Origin of the sequence: Qipengyuania vulgaris (assembly GCF_009827325.1) — a bacterium.
Lineage (GTDB): Bacteria > Pseudomonadota > Alphaproteobacteria > Sphingomonadales > Sphingomonadaceae > Qipengyuania > Qipengyuania vulgaris.
This window is the reverse complement of sequence record NZ_WTYC01000001.1, coordinates 805319-822006: the sequence shown is the minus strand read 5'-3', so window position 1 is coordinate 822006 and position 16688 is coordinate 805319. Positions and strand designations below refer to the sequence as shown.

16 protein-coding genes are annotated in these 16688 nt (G+C 61.7%); 8 read left to right on the top strand and 8 right to left on the bottom strand.

From position 1 onward, the window contains the following. Positions 1-19: 19 nt before the first annotated feature. The 3 genes from GRI69_RS03960 to crtY are packed head-to-tail and all read right to left on the bottom strand — an operon-like array spanning position 20 to position 3341. Positions 20-601, bottom strand: coding sequence for an LOG family protein (locus tag GRI69_RS03960; RefSeq protein ID WP_160726913.1), 582 nt, complete (start codon positions 599-601; stop codon positions 20-22). Positions 602-603: 2 nt separating this feature from the next. Then, positions 604-2103 (bottom strand): phytoene desaturase, encoded by a 1500-nt coding sequence (locus GRI69_RS03955; protein ID WP_160727041.1) that lies wholly within the window; start codon positions 2101-2103, stop codon positions 604-606. Between the two features lie 50 nt (positions 2104-2153). After that, complete coding sequence (crtY, locus tag GRI69_RS03950; RefSeq protein ID WP_160726912.1) at positions 2154-3341, bottom strand: lycopene beta-cyclase CrtY; 1188 nt, start codon at positions 3339-3341, stop codon at positions 2154-2156. Between the two features lie 114 nt (positions 3342-3455). Here crtY and GRI69_RS03945 point away from each other — a divergent pair, with 114 nt between their 5' ends. Beyond that, the gene (locus GRI69_RS03945; protein WP_160726911.1) at positions 3456-4337 is read left to right on the top strand and encodes a MipA/OmpV family protein; all 882 of its coding nucleotides are present in this window, start codon (positions 3456-3458) and stop codon (positions 4335-4337) included. Positions 4338-4394: 57 nt separating this feature from the next. Next, positions 4395-4988, top strand: coding sequence for a DUF2585 domain-containing protein (locus tag GRI69_RS03940; protein WP_160726910.1), 594 nt, complete (start codon positions 4395-4397; stop codon positions 4986-4988). 51 nt (positions 4989-5039) lie between these two features. On the opposite strand, the gene GRI69_RS03935 is transcribed toward GRI69_RS03940, so the two are convergent. Further along, entirely contained in the window at positions 5040-7097 is a 2058-nt protein-coding gene (locus GRI69_RS03935; protein WP_160726909.1) for a S9 family peptidase, read from the bottom strand. 126 nt (positions 7098-7223) lie between these two features. Between GRI69_RS03935 and GRI69_RS03930 the strand changes: the two genes are divergently transcribed. Beyond that, complete coding sequence (locus GRI69_RS03930; protein WP_160726908.1) at positions 7224-8495, top strand: metal-dependent hydrolase family protein; 1272 nt, start codon at positions 7224-7226, stop codon at positions 8493-8495. Between the two features lie 29 nt (positions 8496-8524). Here the strand turns inward: GRI69_RS03930 and GRI69_RS16010 are convergent, their stop codons facing one another. Then, the gene (locus tag GRI69_RS16010; RefSeq protein ID WP_237452912.1) at positions 8525-9325 is read right to left on the bottom strand and encodes a hypothetical protein; all 801 of its coding nucleotides are present in this window, start codon (positions 9323-9325) and stop codon (positions 8525-8527) included. Positions 9326-9557: 232 nt separating this feature from the next. On the opposite strand from GRI69_RS16010, the gene GRI69_RS03920 reads away from it, so the two are divergent. Together GRI69_RS03920 and GRI69_RS15720 are read left to right on the top strand one after the other, a co-directional pair. After that, entirely contained in the window at positions 9558-11414 is a 1857-nt protein-coding gene (locus GRI69_RS03920; RefSeq protein WP_160726906.1) for a DUF885 domain-containing protein, read from the top strand. A gap of 152 nt (positions 11415-11566) precedes the next feature. Beyond that, on the top strand, positions 11567-11716 hold the full coding sequence (locus GRI69_RS15720; protein ID WP_202391799.1) for a hypothetical protein: 150 nt from the start codon (positions 11567-11569) through the stop codon (positions 11714-11716). Between the two features lie 80 nt (positions 11717-11796). On the opposite strand, the gene GRI69_RS03915 is transcribed toward GRI69_RS15720, so the two are convergent. After that, positions 11797-13335 carry an alanine/glycine:cation symporter family protein gene (locus GRI69_RS03915; RefSeq protein WP_160726905.1) on the bottom strand — a complete coding sequence of 513 codons (1539 nt, stop codon included), beginning with the start codon at positions 13333-13335 and terminating at the stop codon, positions 11797-11799. Between the two features lie 243 nt (positions 13336-13578). Here GRI69_RS03915 and secE point away from each other — a divergent pair, with 243 nt between their 5' ends. Together secE and nusG are read left to right on the top strand one after the other, a co-directional pair. After that, positions 13579-13812 (top strand): preprotein translocase subunit SecE, encoded by a 234-nt coding sequence (secE, locus tag GRI69_RS03910; RefSeq protein ID WP_160726904.1) that lies wholly within the window; start codon positions 13579-13581, stop codon positions 13810-13812. Between the two features lie 25 nt (positions 13813-13837). Further along, entirely contained in the window at positions 13838-14374 is a 537-nt protein-coding gene (gene nusG / locus GRI69_RS03905) for a transcription termination/antitermination protein NusG (RefSeq protein ID WP_160726903.1), read from the top strand. Positions 14375-14435: 61 nt separating this feature from the next. Here the strand turns inward: nusG and GRI69_RS03900 are convergent, their stop codons facing one another. Then, positions 14436-15191 (bottom strand): CPBP family intramembrane glutamic endopeptidase, encoded by a 756-nt coding sequence (locus GRI69_RS03900; RefSeq protein WP_202391798.1) that lies wholly within the window; start codon positions 15189-15191, stop codon positions 14436-14438. An 80-nt stretch (positions 15192-15271) separates the two neighbouring features. Then, positions 15272-15970: a PspA/IM30 family protein gene (locus tag GRI69_RS03895; protein WP_160726902.1), complete on the bottom strand. Its 699-nt coding sequence runs from the start codon at positions 15968-15970 to the stop codon at positions 15272-15274. 286 nt (positions 15971-16256) lie between these two features. On the opposite strand from GRI69_RS03895, the gene rplK reads away from it, so the two are divergent. Beyond that, positions 16257-16688 (top strand): 50S ribosomal protein L11, encoded by a 432-nt coding sequence (gene rplK, locus GRI69_RS03890; protein ID WP_160726901.1) that lies wholly within the window; start codon positions 16257-16259, stop codon positions 16686-16688.

The window sequence follows — 16688 nt, the reverse complement described above, 5'->3', positions numbered from 1 at the left end:
GTCAGGGGGCGGGGCTTGTTCAGAGGTCGGACGCCTTCATCTGGAAGATTGGTGTATGTGGCCGATAGCTTTCCATTTTGTCCAGCAACGCGCTTAACGTCTCTTCGGAAAGAATTATCCCCTGGTGTGCGGGGCGGACGAAACCGACCTCCGCCATTTGGCGATTGAAGGCGATCAAGTGGTCGTAAAAGCCGAAGGCGTTGAGCAGGCCGACCGGCTTGGTGTGATAGCCGAGTTGCGCCCAACTGACCGCTTCCCAGAGCTCGTCCATCGTGCCCACGCCGCCGGGTATGGTGACGAAGCCGTCGGACAGGTCGGTGAACTTCTGCTTGCGCTCGTGCATCCCGCCCACCGTGTGAAGCTCGGTGCAATCGTGATTGGCAACTTCGGAATTGGCCAGCGCATCGGGAATGACGCCGATGACCTCGCCGCCAGCATCGAGCGCGCCCGAAGCGACCGCGCCCATCAGCCCCAGCCTGCCGCCGCCATAGACGACGCCGATGCCACGCTCCGCCAGCCCTGCGCCCACATCGCGCGCCAGTTCGAGATAACGCGGATCCTCGGGCGATGCCGAGCCGCAGTAAACCGCCAGTCTTTTCATTGTTACTTCACCAAATCTTCAACCATCAGGCCTGCAGTCGCCTTGGCGCTGCCGACCACGCCGGGGATGCCGGCGCCCGGATGCGTCCCTGCCCCGACGAGGTAGAAATTGTCCAGCACGTCGTCGCGGTTGTGCCCGCGGAAATAGGCGCTCTGGGTAAGGAGCGGTTCGAGGCTGAAGGCGCTCCCCTGGTGCGCGTTGAGGTCCTGCGCGAAATCGCGCGGGGCGTAGTGGAACTTGGTCTTGATCCGGCCATGAAGGTCGGGGATCAGGCGCCGCTCCACCTCGTCGAGAATGCGCTTTTCGAGCACCGGGCCCATCTTTTCCCAGTCTACCGACAGTTTGCCCATGTGGGCGACTGGGACGAGCGCATAGAAGGTGCTCATGCCTTCGGGCGCGACGCTGGGATCAGTCACGCTGGGATGGTGAAGATAGACCGAGAAATCCTGCGGCAGAACGCCGTGGTCGTAAATGTCCTCCAGCAGGCCTTTGTAACGCGGACCGAACAGGATCATGTGGTGCGGGATACCGGGCCAGGTCCCCTCGATCCCGAAGTGCACCACGAAGAGGCTCGGAGAGAACTTCTTGCGCGCTAGGCTTTTCGCATAGCTCGCCCCGCGCTTGGTCCCGGCCAGCAGGTCGCGGTAGCTGTGCATGATGTCGGCGTTGCTGGCGACCGCGTCGAAGCGCTGCTTGTAGCCCGACTGCGTTTCGACCTCGCTGGCGTGGTTGCCGAGCGTGTGGATCTGCACCACCGGATCGCCGATGCGCACCGTGCCGCCGATCCGTTCCAGATGAGTCACCATGGCGGCGATCAGGCGGTTCGTGCCGCCCTTCGCCCACCACACGCCGCCATCCTTTTCCAGCTTGTGGATCAGCGCGTAGATGCTGCTGGTCTTCATCGGGTTGCCGCCGACGAGCAGCGTGTGGAAGCTCAGCGCCTCGCGCAGTTTTTCGTTTTCGACATAGCTCGCCACCATCGAATAGACGCTGCGCCAAGCCTGTTTCTTTGCAAGGGCGGGGGCGGCCTTGATCATCGACTTGAAGTCGAGGAAGGGCACATGGCCCAGCTTGACGTAGCCTTCCTCGTAGACGCCTTCGGCATATTCGAGGAAGCGCTGGTAGCCCGCGACATCGCCGGGATTGAGTTCGGCAATGCCGCGAAAGAGCTGCTCTTCGTCGTTCGAGTAGTCGAAATTCGTGCCGTCTGGCCAGTTGAGCCGGTAAAAGGGCATGACCGGCATGATCTCGATATCCTCGGCCATGTCGTGACCGGTCAGCGCCCAGAGCTCGCGCAGGCAATCAGGATCGGTGATGACGGTAGGGCCGGCATCGAAGGTGAAGCCGTCGCGCTCCCAGTGATAGGCGCGGCCACCGGGCTTGTCGCGCCCCTCGATGACCGTGGTGGCGATCCCTGCAGATTGCAGGCGAATGGCCAGCGCCAGCCCCCCGAAACCCGCGCCGATCACGCAGGCGCTCTTGCCGCTGGGTTCGGGGATCATGGGGCTTTCGGGCAGATCGGTCGCAAGCGAATGATGCATCGTTTGGGCGTTCATGGTCTTGGTCCTTGGACGAGCGGCGAACCCTTGCCAAGCAGGACCTTGATGGCTCGCCCTAAAGGTACGGGAGGTTTGCCGCTGAGGATGCGTATTTTGTCGAGCGTGGTGGACCGGACCGCGTAGAACCGGTCGATGAGCGGTTCGGGCAGGCGGTAGAAGCGCTGGAACACGCGGTAACGCTCTGCTGGTTCCGCCGCTTCGAACAGCATCTTGCCCAGCAGGCGGTAGAATGCGGTGCGGCGCCAGTGCTCCTGCGCGCGGGCCTCGACAAAAGCAGGGAGATTGGAAAGATCTCCGCGAGCCGCTTCAGCAATGGCGAGGGCGTTCTCGACTGCGATCGGCATGGTGTAGCTGGTGAGCGGGTGCACGAACCCGCCCTTGGCCCCGGCAAGCGTCACGCCGGTTCGGGAGAGCGAGAAGCGATAGGCATCGAAATCCCCGCCGGTGATTACGGGCAGGACGCCCGTTTCCTCGTGGAGGGTCTCGCTCTGCCAGCCCCGCGCCTGCGCATAGGCGGCGATGCGGCTGCGCAGGAGCTCGGCATCGAGGTTGGGGCTGTCCGCGTAGTAGGTGTCCTCGACGAAAATCTCGGTGGCGCTCAGCGGGAGGAGGTAGACGAACCGGTAGGCACCCGGCTGTTCGACAGTCGCGTCCATGATGACCGGGCGGTCTACGCCGTGCGGCGCAGCGGTGCGCAGGTGCTGGCCGAGAAAGACCTGCCAGCCCCCCACGAGATGTTCGCTCGGGCATGCATCGCGGCAATCGATGATCGCCCTGGCGGCGATCCTTTCGCCGCTGGAAAGCGTGACGCCCTGCGCATCGATGCCCTGTGCGCGGCAACCGGTAAGTATGGCGCTCTGCGGCAATTGCCTGCGCAGCCCCGCGTCGAAGTCACGGCTGTCCAGGGAGCGATAGTTGCTGGAGAGGCGGCGGGAATGGGCAGGAAATCGTACTTCGTTGCCGCCCGCCCATTCCTTCTTTTCGAACGGTTCCAGAAACGCGGTGCCGGCGGGTCCAAGATCCTGCTCAAACCAGCTCCAGCGGTGGTTGCCGCCATAACTTTCCCCCGCCTCGAACAGGCCGAGAGACAGCTGCGGCGCGGCGCGGTGTATAGCAAATGCGATCAGCCCACCCGCAAGGCCGCCCCCGATGATGGCTATGTCGATTTTGTCTGGCTGCATCGCGAGGGCTTAGGGTGGGAGGGCAAGGGCGGCAATGTCCTTTTCGGCTTTGGTCAGGAACGTTGGTGGCGCCGATCCGTTGCTTATCGAAGACAAATCGAGGGAAAAATCCGCATGATCCGTTTCGCGTCTGCCGCCGCAGCAACTCTTGCCTGTGCGCTTTCCGTGCCTGCCATGGCGCAGCAAACCGACGTAGAAGACCCGCTCCCCTCCGGCCCGCCCGACACGGTTTTCGACGGCGATTTCGTGAGCGTGGGCGTGGGCGTGGGTTATAACGCCAGCTATTCCGGCAGCGACGATTACAACGTCAACATCCTGCCGATCGTACAGGGTTCCATCGGGGGAATCGACATCAATCCCCGTCCCGCGGGTCTGGCGATAGATCTCGTCCCCGACGCCGACGAGGGCATTTCCTTTTCCGCCGGCCCGATGATCCGCTTGCGCAGCGACCGTAATGATGCCGACGATATCAACGATGACGTGGTTGCGGCCTACGGCGAGCTGGACCGCGCGGTCGAACTTGGCGGATCGGTGGGCATCAAGTTCCCGCAGCTGCTAAACCCCTTCGACAGCCTGAGCCTCAGCCTCGACGCCACATGGGACGTTGCGGGCGCGCATGATGGTCGGGTCCTCAGCCCTTCGGTCACCTATTTCACGCCGCTCAGCCGCGCCACTGCAGCCTCGCTGTCGCTCAGCACCAGCCTCATCGACGATAATTTCGCCGATTACTATTACTCCGTCCCGCCCACCAATGCGCTGCTTCCCGATGGCGAAGAGCTGCCCGGCTTCCAGGCCGAGGGGGGGGTGCAAAGCTATGGGATCAACCTGCTGCTGGCGCATGACCTCAGCGGCGACGTTGCCGACGGAGGCCTTTCGGTGATCGGGATCGGCGGCTGGTCGAAACTGGTCGGCGATGCGGCCGACACACCGTTCACCAGCATTCGCGGCGACGACGATCAGTATTTCGTCGCGCTCGGCGTTGGCTACACTTTCTAGCGGATAGTTTCGGCCACAAGCTTGTGAGGTCGCACGCGGCAACGCAAGCTTCGCCGCATGACCGCCAAATCGCTCAACCCGCACCGCGCGGCCATTGTCGCCGCCCTGGTTCTGTCGCTCGTCACGCTGGCGATCCTCTTTGCGATGGACCGCCCGCCGATCTGCGAATGCGGTTACGTCAGCCTGTGGTATGGAGACATCAATTCCTCGGGTAACAGCCAACACCTATCGGACTGGTACACGCCGAGCCATATCATCCATGGCATGCTGTTCTACGGGCTCGGCTGGCTGTTGTTTTCCAAATTTGGTCTTGGCGGCAAGGCGGCCGGGAAATGGAGTTTCACGCTCGCCGTCGCGCTCGAGGCGGCCTGGGAGATCATCGAGAATACGCCTATGATAATCGACCGCTATCGTTCGGTGACGGTCAACTGGGGCTATTCGGGTGACAGCATCATCAATTCGATGGCCGATCTCGGCTGGATGAGCCTGGGTTTCTGGCTCGCGCTCAAACTGCCGGTCAAGGTCACGGTCGCGCTGGCAGTGATCATGGAGATCGTCGTGGCCCTGGTGGTCCGGGACAATCTCACGCTCAACGTGATCATGCTGATCTGGCCGCTCGAGGCGATCCGCGAGTGGCAGGCGCTGGGCTGAACTGGAAAGGGCGACCGGTTTAGTCGAAACGGGCCGCCCTCTTCGCTTTGGTCAGTCTTCCGAAGTCCCTGCCCCGGTCGTGCCTTCGGGAAGGTCCGGCCGGCTGTCGGGCAATTGCGCATCGCGGTCACCCGTTTTCAGGTAAGTATCGAACCAGCGCATCATACGCAGGTTGTAATCATAGCGTGCGGCCGCCCGGCTGTTACCGTGGCCCTCGCCCGGATAAAGCACGAGACGCACAGGCACATCGGGCTTGCGCACCTTCATCGAGCGGTAGAGCTCGTAGCTCTGGCTCGGCGCGACGCGGGTGTCTTCCGCGCCGTGCATGATCAGCAGCGGCGTATTGGCCTTGTCGACGTGGTAGATCGGGCTCACTTCGAGCATCGCCTGCCAGTCGTCCCAAGGCCACTTGCCCGAGTGGACGTTATACATCTCGTAGGGGATGTCCGTGGTGCCGAACTTGGAGACCTGGTTCGAAATGCCGACGAACATCACCCCGGCGGCGAACTCGTCGCTGAGCGCGGTCGCACCCCAGCCGGTGGCATAGCCGCCATAGGAGCCGCCGGTGATGCCCGTGCGATCGGGGTCGGCGATGCCCTCCGACACCAGTGCGCGCTTGGCATCGACCAGATCGGTGAACTCCGGATCGGTGTAATTGCCGGTGTGCTGCTTGGAGAACGCCGTGCCGTAACCGGTCGACCCGCGATAGTTCGGCAGGAAGACGGCATAGCCCTGTCCTGCGGCGACGTGGCCGGGCTTGGAATAGGCGGTCTGCCAGCCGTTGCTATCATGCGCTTCGGGGCCGCCATGAACGTTGAGGATCAGCGGCGCGCCGCCGCGCGGCACTCCGCCGACCGGTTCTATCAACACGCCTTCGACTTCCTGACCGTCGCGCGCCGTGTAGCGGAAGGTGCGCTGTTCGCCGAAATCGATTTCGGACAGCCAAGGGTTGTGCTGCGTCCAGCGATTGAAGCTGCCATTGTTCCACACGAAGAGTTCGGTCGGGTGGCGCGGACTGTTCGCTTCGACTGCCAGCGTGTTACCGCCCGCCTCGACACGGGTGAGGATCAGGGCGCCGCCATCATGTTCTTCGGCTACGGTGCCATCGGCGTTGTAGATCCGCAGTGCGCTCTGTGCGCCCTTGTGGATCACTGCCGCCAGGCGGCGATCGGCAAGCCACTCTGCGTCCACTGCCGCTTCCGGTGCTCCGGCATTGAGCGCACGGTAACTGCCACTGGCGACATCGACGAGATGCAGGGTCGTTTCCGCTGGATCGTTGATATCAACGCCCGCGATCATGGAAAGCTGGCTTCCATCGGGGGAGACCTCGATATCGCCCAGCTTGCCGGGCGTTTCAACCACGCGGAGCACCTGTCCGCTGGCAAGATCGATTACATGGGCGCGCTTCGAGGTATAGGCATCGTCGATCTGCGGAGTGGGCGCGCTGTCGACCACGGCGGTCCGGCCACCCGGCGCGATCTTGAACGCGCTGACATAGCCCGGAATGGAAACAGCTTGCGGATCGGCGTCCACTTCGGTGCCTACATTGGCCGAAAACAGGCGGTTGAGCTGTGCTTCTTCCTCATAGACGATAGCGTTGAAGCCGGCTTCACTTTCCTTGTCGCGCTCTGCGTCATCTTCGGCGGAAGCGAGCATCCAGATGCGCGATCCGTCGGGCGCCCAGGCATAGGAGCGAACGCTCGCATCCCTCACCGAGGCGAGCTTCTGCTGCGCGCCGCCATCTACCGGAATGCCCCAGACGGCGCGATCTTCGTCCTCATCGGCCCAGACGAAGCTGACCATGCGGCCATCGGGCGAAAAGGACACGCCCGAAACGCTCATGTCTTCGGGCAAGAAGTCGCGCGCGTTCATCGGCGCATAGGCCATCTTCAGCTGCTGCTGCGTACTTCCGTTCTCTTCGCCTTCGGTAATGTCGGGCAGGCTGGCTGTGGTGTAGGCGATGCGGCTGCCATCGGGCGAGACGGCGATGGTGCCGACATTCTCGAGCTTGGCGACATCTTCAGGCGTCATCGGGCGGGCCTGGGCGGTGGCGGATAGCGAGACACCGGCAAGCAGCGTGGCGGCGATGGCAATTGGGCGAATGGTCATGGGCGATCCTCTGTTGGTTCGATTATTGCGCGCTTTCATAGCGTTCATGTCGCAAAGGGCAAACCGGGGCTTGTGGGCGGCAGGCCGAGCGGGCATCACCGCGCGCAATTCAGGAGGAGAGACTTGATGCGCAAACTGACCGCCGCCCTTGCCGCGATTATGTGTGCCGCCGCCAGCCCGCTGCTTGCGGAGACGACCATCATCCATGCCGATGGCGTGATCGTGGACGCCGACTCGCCGCCGATGGGCCGGGCCACCGTGACCGTGACCAACGGCCGCATCGTGAGCGTGGAGGAGGGCTGGGCCGATGTGCCCGAAGGCGCGCAGGTGGTGCATCTTGAAGGCAAGACGCTGGTCCCGGGTCTCGTCGATCTCCATGTCCATCTCACCGGCGATCCGGGCGGCGATTTCTGGCGCGGCGCGGTCGAGCCGGATGAGTGGGGCGTGGTCGTCGGTGCCAAGAATGCGGAAAAGACCCTCAAGGCCGGTTTCACAACGGTGCGCGAGGCGGGCAGTTCGCAGCACACGGCGTTCTCGCTGCGACGCGGAACCGAGGAGGGGCTGATCCAAGGGCCGCGTATCATCGCCGCCGGCCCGCCACTGGCGATCGTCGGTGGGCATGGAGACGTCTCGGGCTTCCTGCCAGAGGTGAACGAGGTGCTTTCGAGCGGTTATACCTGCACCGGCGCGGTCGAATGCGCGGAGAAGGTTCGCCGCGCCAGCCAGAACGGGGCGGACACGATCAAGATCACCGCCACGGGCGGTGTCCTCAGCCAGCAGGGCCGCGGGCTGGAAGCGCATTTCAGCGATCCCGAGATGGAGAGCATCGTAGAGACCGCGAACTCGCTGGGGCTCGACGTCATGGCCCATGCCCATGGCGCGCGCGGGATCGAAGCCGCCGCCCGCGCAGGTATCGATACCATCGAACACGGCACCTATCTCGACGAGGCGGCAGCGCAGGCCATGCGCGAGAACGGTACGGTGCTGATCCCCACGCTGATGGCGTTCAAGGGCGTGACCGAGGGTTTGGGCAAGGGAATCTACACGCCCGTGGTCGAGGAAAAGATACGCGCCGTCGCCGAAACCGCGCAGGTCTTCATGGGCAAGGCCCATCGCTGGAACGTGCCGATTGCCTTCGGCACCGATGCGGGCGTGTTCGAGCATGGCCGCAATGCGGAAGAGTTCGCGCTGATGGTCGGGCAGGGCATGAGTCCCCGCGCAGCGCTGGCAAGCGCTACTATTGTGGCGGCCAAGGTGCTGCATATGGAATCCGAAATCGGCCGCATTGCGCCGGGCTATTCGGCCGATATTATCGCTGTCCAGGGCAATCCGCTGGAAGATGTAACCGTGCTGGAAGATGTCGAATGGGTAATGGCGCGCGGGCGCGTGGCGGAATGATGTACGATGGAGAGCTTCGGGGAGTTCGTTCAATCGGCTTCGGCAAAGCGGCTCCAGCCGGCCGGAACCGATCGACCTGCAGACTTGCGAATGGCAATCGCGCGCTGCATCATCGCCCTTGATCCTGCGATACCCTCCGCCCCTTGGAGAATGGCAAGGTTTGCGAGGCTGTCAGCGTCTTCTGGATGATGCTTTACCACGTTTTCCAGTCGTCGGATCGCTCTGATCCTATCATTCTCGGAGAGAGCAAGCGCGACGAGAGTGCGTCTGGCAGAGCGGGCCTCACCGGGATTAAGGCCCCCATTGGCTAAGAGGGCGATCAATCCCTCTTCTCGTAACTCAGCGGATCCGGATTGATCGGCAGCGGCATAAAGCTTCTCGCTCGCCACGTGCCTTTCACGCGCGGAATTCTCGGATGAATACGCAATGCTACGGTACATTGTCAGGGCGCCATCCATATCACCCGCCGCCAATAGATCATCTCCGGTAGCGAGCGTGCATATGACGACTTTCCCCAAGGCGGGGTCTTCGGAAACGCAGTCCTTTTTCTTGATGCCTCGCACACTGCTGTGGGGCGACATGCCGGATTGGGGGCCCAAACCTCTCGTGCCAACACTCGAGGCGATCGCGCTGTTGGCGAATATGTTTTTCTGCGGTAGGCGAGAACCCGCAGTCACTACCCGTTCGGCGGCGTCGGGATTGGCGATTACGACGATAGGCGGGTCCGGCAGGCGTTCCGCATTCTGCCCGTCCGACGTCTCCTGCGCTGCAACCGGAAATGAAGCCGAGAGCCAAATTCCCAAAAGAGCCGGAAGTAGAGGTTGTCGCATTGGAATCCCTCGCAATAATGCCTGGACCCCGGCATGCTATAGCGACTTGAGAGCCGGGTCCAGTATTTGACCCGCGGTCGGCAGCGAACGTGAAACTACTGCCAGAATCTTGATTTCCAACAATCGAGCCTCGCTGTTTGTCGGACGGCATGGCGTTACTGTCGGGCGACAATTTCAATTACACCGGATATTGGTCAGCTTGCTCAAATCAATGTCCAAGTGGGGTACTTGAATGAAATTTGTGAACGTCGCGCTAGCTAGCGCATCCGCTTTTTCACTGGCCGCCTGCGCGACCACGCCGGGAGAAACTGTTTCGGTCTCCCAGACCGGCGAGAACGAACTGTCTGGCACGATGGAACTCGCCGACGCGGGCGAAGCGGCGGAGCACGAAAAGCTCTTCGCCCTGTTCGCCGATTCGGACGAACGCAGCCTCGAGCTGAACCCCATAAGTGCGTTGTTCCGCGGCGACATGCGCTATGCGGACAGGCTGGGCGATTTCCTGACCGACGAATATAACGAGGCCAGCCGCGCCGATGCGCAGCTCAATCTCGCCCAGCTGGCAGAGATTGACCGCGCTGCGCTCTCTCCTACCGACCAGCTGGCCTACGATGTCTTCGAATATGATCAGGAAGAAACGCTGAAGGGCCTGACTCCCGAAATTCTCGCAGTAACCGAAGTGCGACCGGTGAACCATTTCTCCGGCTTTCACACCTTCTATCCCAGTTTCGCCAGTGGGCAGAGCGCGGCGCCGTTCGAAACGATCGAGGATTACGAAAACAACCTCAGTCGGCACGAAGAATATGTGGCGCTGACCGACCGTGCGATCGCTAAGTTTCGCGAAGGCATGGACACCGGTGTGTTGGAGACCAAGCTGACCATCGGCAATGTCATCAGCCAGCTCGACACGCAGCTGGCCATGGATGTCGAGGAATCGCCCTTCTGGATGCCGGTCACCAACTTTCCGGACGATTTCAGCCCCGCGGACAAGGCGCGCCTGATCGAGGAATACCGCGCCTCTATCGACGACATCTATGCCGTCCACGCCCGGATGCGCGATTTCCTGCGCGACGAATATTATGCCGCCGCGCGCGACAGCGTGGGGCTGGGTCAGATGAAGGGCGGTCCGATGCTGTACCGCCAGCTTATCGAGAGCACGACGACGCTGCCGCTGACCGCCGATTACCTCCACAATCTCGGCCTCGGCGAAGTGACCCGCATCAAGGAGAGTATGGAGCAGATCAAGGCCGAAGTCGGCTTCGACGGCACGCTCAACGAGTTCTTCGATCATGTCCGCACCGATCCGCAATTCAAGCCGGAGAGCCGCGAAGCGCTGACGCAGACCTATTACGGCATTGGCAAGGAGGTCGATGCCAAGATCGGCGAGTATTTCTCGCTCGTCCCCGAGACCCCGCTGCTGATCAAGCCTTACGAGGAATATCGCGAGAGGTTCGAGGCCGGGGGATCGTATCAGTCCGGTTCGCCCGATGGCGAGCGACCGGGCACGTTTTATTTCAACGCCTATGACCTGCCGAGCCGCCTCACTACCGGCAATGTCACGCTCTACCTCCACGAAGGGGCGCCGGGACATCACTTCCAGATCAGCCTCGCACAGGAAAACGAGGACCTGCCCAGTTTCATGCGCTTCGGCGGCAAGACCTCCTATATCGAAGGCTGGGCGCTCTATGCGGAGACGCTGGGCTACGAGATGGGCTTCTTCGAAGACCCGTGGAACCGGTACGGGACGCTGCAGGACGAGCAATTGCGTGCCATGCGCCTGGTAGTTGATACCGGACTGCATTCCAAGGGCTGGAGCCGTCAGCAGGCGATCGACTTCATGCTCGAAAATAGCGGCATGACGGAGACCGAGGTGGTGGCCGAGGTCGAGCGTTACATCGCCATCCCCTCGCAGGCTCTTGCCTACAAGGTCGGCGCGCTGAAGATCCAGGAATTGCGCCAGCGTGCGGAAGATCGGCTGGGCGCCGATTTCGATATCCGCGAATTCCACGCACAGGTGCTGAACACCGGCGCGCTGCCTCTGCCGGTACTCGAGGACAAAATCGACCGCTGGATCGCTAACGGCGGCGGGTAAGGGCTTCCGCTTCTAGCGCACGTCAGGACGGTTAACGTGGCAGATTGGCCACGCTTGCCGGATCAATTTGGAGGGGCGCTCGGGAACCTGAAGCCCGCCACGGCAGTTTCATCGCCCGGACGCAGGGAAAAGATTTCATGGAGGAGTAAACCATGTCGAGCTTGTCCTATCGCAGCAGCAGCCCCGATCGGTGGGTGAAGCCCAAGGCCTATAGCGATGCCAGTCTTCGCTATCAGCAACATGGGAAGATCCTGCCGATGGAAGAGCCGGGCTTTTTCGCCCGTCTGTTCGGCGCTCGCTGATAAAGGCTCAGAACTAAACGAAAGGGGCCGGGAGATCGCTCTCCCGGCCCCTTTTTGTGTCTCCAGCAAGAGCGGAAGGATCAATATTCTTCCGGTTCCTCCGGCGTTTCGGCCGTGTGTGTCGGGCCGGCAGTCCGGTCGCCGCGCGCCAGCTTGAAGACCACGCCGCTCAACAGTGCCAGCGCCAGCAGGTTGGGCAGGGCCATGGCGGCATTCGAGATATCGCCAAGACGCCAGACCAATTGGCTTGGCTGAGTTGCGCCTACAAAGATCGCGATGCACCAGATAACACGCCACGCGATATGCAGCTTCTTCTCGCCACCACGGTTTGATCCAGGAACGCGGTCGTAGAGGAAGGTGATCGCGCGCTCGCCGTAATAGCTCCAAGTCAGGAGGGTGGTGAAGACGAAGAGGATCAGCGCGACACTGGCAATCAGCGTGCCCAGCGGGATGCTGGCGATCTCGAACGGGAAAGCCGCGGCAAATGCACCGCTCGTGGTCACGAAGCCCGATGCGGCAGTGGTACCAAGATCGGATTGCCAGACATGCTCCACCGCCTGCCCCTGATAGGTGAAGTCACCCTGCACGGTCAGGATGACGAGAGCAGTCATGGTGCAGATGACGATCGTATCGATGAACGTTCCGAGCATCGCCATGCGGCCCTGCTGTTCCGGATCGTCGGTCTGCGCAACGGCGTGGGCGATCGGGGTCGAACCCTGACCGCTTTCGTTGGAGAACAGGCCGCGGGCGACGCCTGCACGGATCGCGAGGATAATGGCAGCCCCGGCAAAACCGCCGCTCGCGCTCTGGACGTTGAACGCCCCGTCGAAAATGCGGCCGAACGTTTCGGGCAGGTCGCCGAAGTTCAGGGCCAGCGCGATGATGGCCATCACGATGTAGGCTGCGGCCATGAACGGCACGACGCTTTCGGCGACACGGCCGATCGACTTGATTCCGCCGATGATGACCACGAACACCGCGACTGCGACGATCAATCCGCCGAGCCAGCGTTCGAAGCCGAACAGTTCGTTGAGCCCGCTGGCGACTTCATTCGCCTGGATCGAATTGCCTGTTACCAGCGCGCTGAACAGCGTGCCGAGACAGAACAGGATGGCAAGCCAGGTATATTTTGGACCCAGCCCCATCATGATGTAGCTCATCGGACCGCCGCGATAGACGCCGTCGCTGGTCTTTTCGCGATAGCGAATGGCCAGTGACCCTTCGGCAAAGCCCAGCGCCATGCCGAACAGGGCGGTCACCCACATCCAAAACACCGCGCCCGGTCCGCCCAGGGCGATAGCGGTGGCGACACCGGCCAGATTGCCCGTTCCCACCTGACCGGAAAGCGCGGTCGACAACGCGGCGAAAGGCGAGATCTCGCCCGCACCCGCACTCTTGCGGCCGCGGAACAGTCCGGCGAAGGCGCTGCCCAGCTTGACGATGGGATAGAAGCGCAGGCCGATCATGATCCATAGGCCCACGCCCAGCAGGATCAGTGCCAGCGGGGGGAAGGGGATCACGGCAACACCGTCCCACGTACCACCCCAGATAAAGTCTGAAATATTGGTGACCGGTTCGATCATCCTATCGCCGAAACTCGGCGGTGTGGCATTTGCCATTCTGGTATTCCCCTCATGCGTCCCGATGTTCGGTAAAGCATGCAGGCTAGCCATGCCGGAGCCGCTTGAAAAGCCGGAACTGCGCGGCCCTCCACGGCTTGCGTTTTTGTTTTGCGCGGCCTAAGTGCGTCCGCGTCTTCCGACATCGATGAAGGAAAAGCCCCTCCCGACCTTGTATCGGGGCGGCAAAACCCCCATCCCGGAAGCGACACAGAAATTCAACGCGAGAGAGCGCTAGAGATCATGGCCGACAAAGCCGACAAGACACCGAAGGTCGCCAAGGGCAGCAAGACCTCGCCCGCCGAATTCATCCGGCAGGTCCAGACCGAAGGTCGCAAGGTAGTGTGGCCGACCTGGCCCGAAACCGTCCGCATCTCGATCTTCGTCTTCATCATGATGATCATCCTCTCGCTCTTCTTCCTCGGCGTCGATTCGCTGTTCGGCGCCGTGGTGCGCTGGCTGCTGACGCTGGCCTGATCTTCCGCAAGGGTAACGAGAACACATGGCACGCTGGTACATCATCCACGCCTATTCGGGCTTCGAAAACAAGGTCCGCGATTCGATCATCGCCGAGGCCGAACGTCTGGGCCTTTCCGAAGGCGTTGAAGAAGTCGAAGTCCCGACCGAAACGATTACCGAAGTGAAGCGCGGCAAGAAGGTCCAGGTCGAACGCAAGTTCATGCCGGGCTACGTCCTTGCCAAGCTCAACATGACCGACGATGTCTATCACCTTGTGAAGAACACGCCGAAGGTCACTGGCTTCCTCGGTAACAATAACAAGCCGCAGGCCATCTCCGAGCGCGAAGCCGCACGCTATTTCGGCGGTGTGGAAGAAGCCAAGTCGGCACCGAAAACGCAGGTCAGTGTCGATTACGAGATCGGCGACCAGGTGAAGGTTCTCGACGGTCCCTTCGCCAGCTTCAACGGGCTGGTCGAGGAACTCGATTTCGACAAGCAGAAGGTCAAGGTCTCGGTCTCGATATTCGGCCGCGCGACGCCGGTCGAGCTGGAATTCGAACAGGTCGAACTGGTCAAGTAAGACCGTTCGCAAAACATCGGGAAAGGGCGTTCCTCCATGCGGAGGGGCGCCCTTTTCCGTATCAGGTGGTGGGCATCAGCCCGAGCCTGGTCGCATAGGAAAGGCTCATCATGATCGTATCGACCGCCATGTGCGCCAGTACGCAGGCCCACAGGTTTCCGCCGCAGCGATAGCGCAGCCAGCCGAAACCGATCCCGACAACGCCGGTGATGATCACTCCGCCAAACCCCTGGTAGAAATGTGGCAGGCCGAACAGCGCCGCCTGCAGGAAGATCACCAGCCACATGCGGCTGCGCAGGCCTCCTAGCCGGGCCAGGCGATCCATCAGGAAGCCGCGCCAGAGCAACTCTTCGCCAAGTCCCGCGGCGAAAAGCGCAACCAGGACGATCCACAGGATGAAATGGAACTGGCTCTGGGTGACCCAGCCCAACACCTGTTCGACATCGGGGGTGCTCAGCCCGACTGCTTCGACCAGCATACTGCCCAGCGTGAACCAGCCGATGATGGCGATCGTCGCCAATACCGCCCAGCCGAGCGTGTGCGCCCATTTCGTGGGCGCGCGCAAATTCCAGGCCTCTGCAACCATCCCTTCGCGCTGCAGCCACAACCAGGCTACGAGCAGCGCGCCGGCCATGCTGGATGCGACCGATACCGCCGCCCCAGTCGATGTCTCGCCCCATATCGCCACACCGGGAATACCGCATGCGAAGTAGACGACGATGACGCTGAGGAACTGGAGGGCAAAACCGCCCCATCCCAGCTCTTGCCTTTGGGGTTGGCCGGCTTCCTGGGCCGAAACGATCGTCTGCTCGGTCAAACTGTAACTTTCTCTGTACGCTCCACGTCCACGAAGAACCGGAAGTCGTCTAGCATAATGCTGTCATCGGAGGTGGGCTATCATGCTGCCTTAGTGCGTTTGCCGCTTTTCTTCGCCGGGGCGCTCGCCGAGTTACCGGCAGTACCGCGAAGCGCGGCAAGCTCTTCCTCGATTTCCTTGTCGCGGCGCATGTCCTCGATCTCTCGCTCGACAGAGGCGTTGCTGCGGCTTGCCGCTCTATCTTCGGTGGCGAAGTCGGTACGCTTTTCGAGGGCTTCTATATGGTCCAAGCGGCGCTCGGTCCGGTTGACGAAGCCTTGGTTCGAGACCTTGCCGCTGGCGTTGCCGTCAGCGGCGAATTGGTCGGCATAGCGCTGACGCACGTCCGCACGCTTGGTTTCAAGCTCGCGTTCCGCCGCTTCAATTTCGTCGATATCGGCCCGGAGGCGTTGGATGTCCCGCTTGATCAGTTCGTTTCCGGACCGGCAATCTTCGCGCGCGATAAGCGCTTGCCGAGCAAGATCTTCGCGGTCGTGATCCATCGCGATCTTCGCCTTTTCGGACCAGTCCGCCTCACGCTGCTCCGAACGGGTCATCTCGGCGTCGAGTCTGTCCTTCTGCCGGCGTGCTTTTGATAGTTCTCCGTGAAGGCCAACCAGTGCCTCTTCAATCTCGCGCTGGAGATGCGCCAGCATTTTGGCCGGATCCGATGCGCCTTCGAGCGCACTCGTTACATTGCTAGCAATGAGTTCCTTCACCTGGATAGCGATACGAAACATAAAGTTGCCCCCTGAGTCAGTCCCAATGATCTCTATCAGCCTAACTCTTAAGGTATCGCGACGATAGCGATAGGGTGAATTTGACCAGCGGTTGCCAACTGGCATTTCCGCGAGCGCTCTGTCACGCGCCTTGTGCTTGCAATTACGGGCAGAATCGCTATGTGCGCGCCTTCCCAAGCGACAGTGACGGGAAATCCACGCGGGAGGCCTGCCAAGCAGACCGCTCGACCGCTCAACATGAGGCTGGATCGAAAGATGCAGCCGACAGTGTGAAAGGAGGCCAGTAATGGCCAAGAAGATCGAAGGCTATATCAAGCTGCAGGTGCCCGCGGGCACTGCAAATCCCTCGCCGCCCATCGGCCCTGCGCTGGGTCAGCGCGGTGTGAACATCATGGAATTCTGCAAGGCGTTTAATGCCGCTACGCAGGAACTCGAGAAGAGTGCACCGATCCCGACGGTCATCACCGTTTATGCGGACCGTTCGTTCACCTTCGTCACCAAGACGCCGCCGGCATCGTATTACCTGAAGAAGGCTGCCAAGCTGAAGTCGGGCTCGAAGGAGCCGGGCAAGGTTTCGGCCGGGACTATCAAGCAGAGCGCGATCAAGGAAATCGCCGAAGCCAAGATGGCCGACCTCAATGCGAACGATATCGATCAGGCCATGAAGATCATCGAAGGCTCCGCGCGTTCGATGGGCCTCGAAGTGGTGGAGGGCTAA